This window comes from Blautia sp. HCP3S3_D9, assembly GCF_052063845.1.
In the GTDB taxonomy this organism is placed as follows: domain Bacteria; phylum Bacillota; class Clostridia; order Lachnospirales; family Lachnospiraceae; genus Blautia_A.
Map to the genome: position 1 here is coordinate 1 of NZ_JBQHWS010000251.1, position 1810 is coordinate 1810.

General features: G+C 42.2%; 3 protein-coding genes and 1 pseudogene. All 4 read right to left on the reverse strand.

The window, feature by feature from the left end; all coding sequences use genetic code 11:
* Positions 1–247 (reverse strand): hypothetical protein (locus ACTNES_RS20630; protein ID WP_441040548.1); only part of this gene is annotated, 247 nt, incomplete at its 3' end.
* The gene (locus ACTNES_RS20635) at positions 195–584 is read right to left on the reverse strand and encodes a PrgI family protein (protein WP_154580939.1); all 390 of its coding nucleotides are present in this window, start codon (positions 582–584) and stop codon (positions 195–197) included. The genes ACTNES_RS20630 and ACTNES_RS20635, both read right to left, overlap by 53 nt.
* 27 nt (positions 585–611) lie before the next feature.
* Complete coding sequence (locus ACTNES_RS20640) at positions 612–1484, reverse strand: VirB6/TrbL-like conjugal transfer protein, CD1112 family (protein WP_154432965.1); 873 nt, start codon at positions 1482–1484, stop codon at positions 612–614.
* Between the two features lie 19 nt (positions 1485–1503).
* Positions 1504–1602: pseudogene (locus tag ACTNES_RS20645) on the reverse strand (Maff2 family mobile element protein); the annotation flags it as partial.
* Positions 1603–1810: the final 208 nt, after the last annotated feature.

Genomic DNA, 1810 nt, shown 5'->3' on the forward strand with positions numbered 1-1810 from the left:
CACACCAGTTCTCAAAAATAGCATTCTTATCCTCATTCTGTGCCAGCTGATAGTTGATATCATAAAACCGGATACATTTAGAATATGTATTCCCCTGTACCCGGCAGATCCCATCCTTTCCCATCTCTTTGTATCGGATCGTCTTTTGTACCGAAAGCCGCTTTTCTTCTTTTTTCTTTGACTTTTTGGTGCTGTTATTTTTTCTTTTTGACACCTGTCTTTCCTCCCTTCTTTCCTCTGACTGCATTTTTCGAACCGATTGTTTCCGGATTCGATTCATAATAATTCTCTGTTTCATAGGTTCTGACCGGTGGCCGGAACACTTTTACATTCAGGATGTGCAAGATCACATCCTCGAGATGCATCCCATCTTTTTCATACATGGCAAACATAAATGCCGGCAACATTAGAATCACCATAACGGTAGCCGCATTTGACATTCCAAGTATTCCTCTTGTGAGAAAATAAAACGGAATACCAATCGCTGCACCGATACCGATGCAGATGATCTGTCTCTTTGTCAGATTAAAAGCCACTTTGTTTTTTACTTTTGTCAAATCCTTTGGAACACTGACATATGCCATGGTTTATCTCTCCTTCCTGTGATTAATTTAATGGGCATTAAAAATGGACTTGCTCAGGGATCCTGTCTTAAACAAACTAAAACACAGGATGACTGTATAAGCCATTACGCCAAATAATGAAGAACTCAGATTATCTGAATACTGGATACCCGCTACCAGCACAGCATAGATAGCGACGCAAACCATCATCAGAAATGCCTGGAATGCCAGGGCAAAGAGTCCTCTGAAATAATTGGTTCCGATCTGTCCCCACTCTCTGTTGCTCATTGTGGCGAACGGAATCGGCGCGACCGAAGTATAAAGGTAAATCTCAATCATACGTCCATATAGAATTACGGTGATCAATACGGACATGATTCTCATACAGAAGCTGACGATCAGGGTTTCCAATGCCAATACTACTAATTCTCCAATCTCCATGGCTTCCAATGTAGCCTCCAGATCGGTCAATGCCGAACTGATATCAATGGCTGTACTGCCTGTGACCACACCGGATGCAGCATTTACTACATGCTGACCTACATCAAAAACAGCCATTGTAATCGTAAAAGTATTGCTTACCAGATACACTGCGATCCACATCTTCACAAAGTATTTGAAGAACATCCATGTATCAATATCATGCATGTTATTACGCTCAGTAAGCATGGAAATCAGTTCATAGCAGAGCACAAACGTAATGATGATACCTGCAATCGGTAAAATTACCGAATTGGACAGGTTCTGGATCATACTGAATATGCTGCCATTCCATCCCTGGGGAGTCTGTCCAACCTGGCTTGCAATCTCACCAGTTTTCTGATTGACATCAGTAAACATCTGATCCAGGTTGGAATTGATCATCCCTGTCAGGAGTTCCCTCATCCATTCTTCGATCGCATCAAAAATCTGATCGAACATGGATAACTACTCCTTTCTCTTAACCAAACAGTCCACTAAGAAGCGGAATTAACTGAGTACCGATGAGGATTACACCACCACCGCTCATAAGCTGTTTGATTCCCTGAGACTTTGCCCCCGATAGCGATAGGTAATCCTTTGAAGTTATCTCCGGATTTTCCCCCGCTCCACACCGTGCATGCGACTTTCACCGCACACGGCGCTCCATCGAATTCAGCCATCCAGGGCTTTTAAACACAACTTACACACTTCGTTACAGCATTAAATTCAAAGAATAATAGGTGGCATTTCTGCCATAGAACGAAGTTTGTTAAGCTTTTCTATTT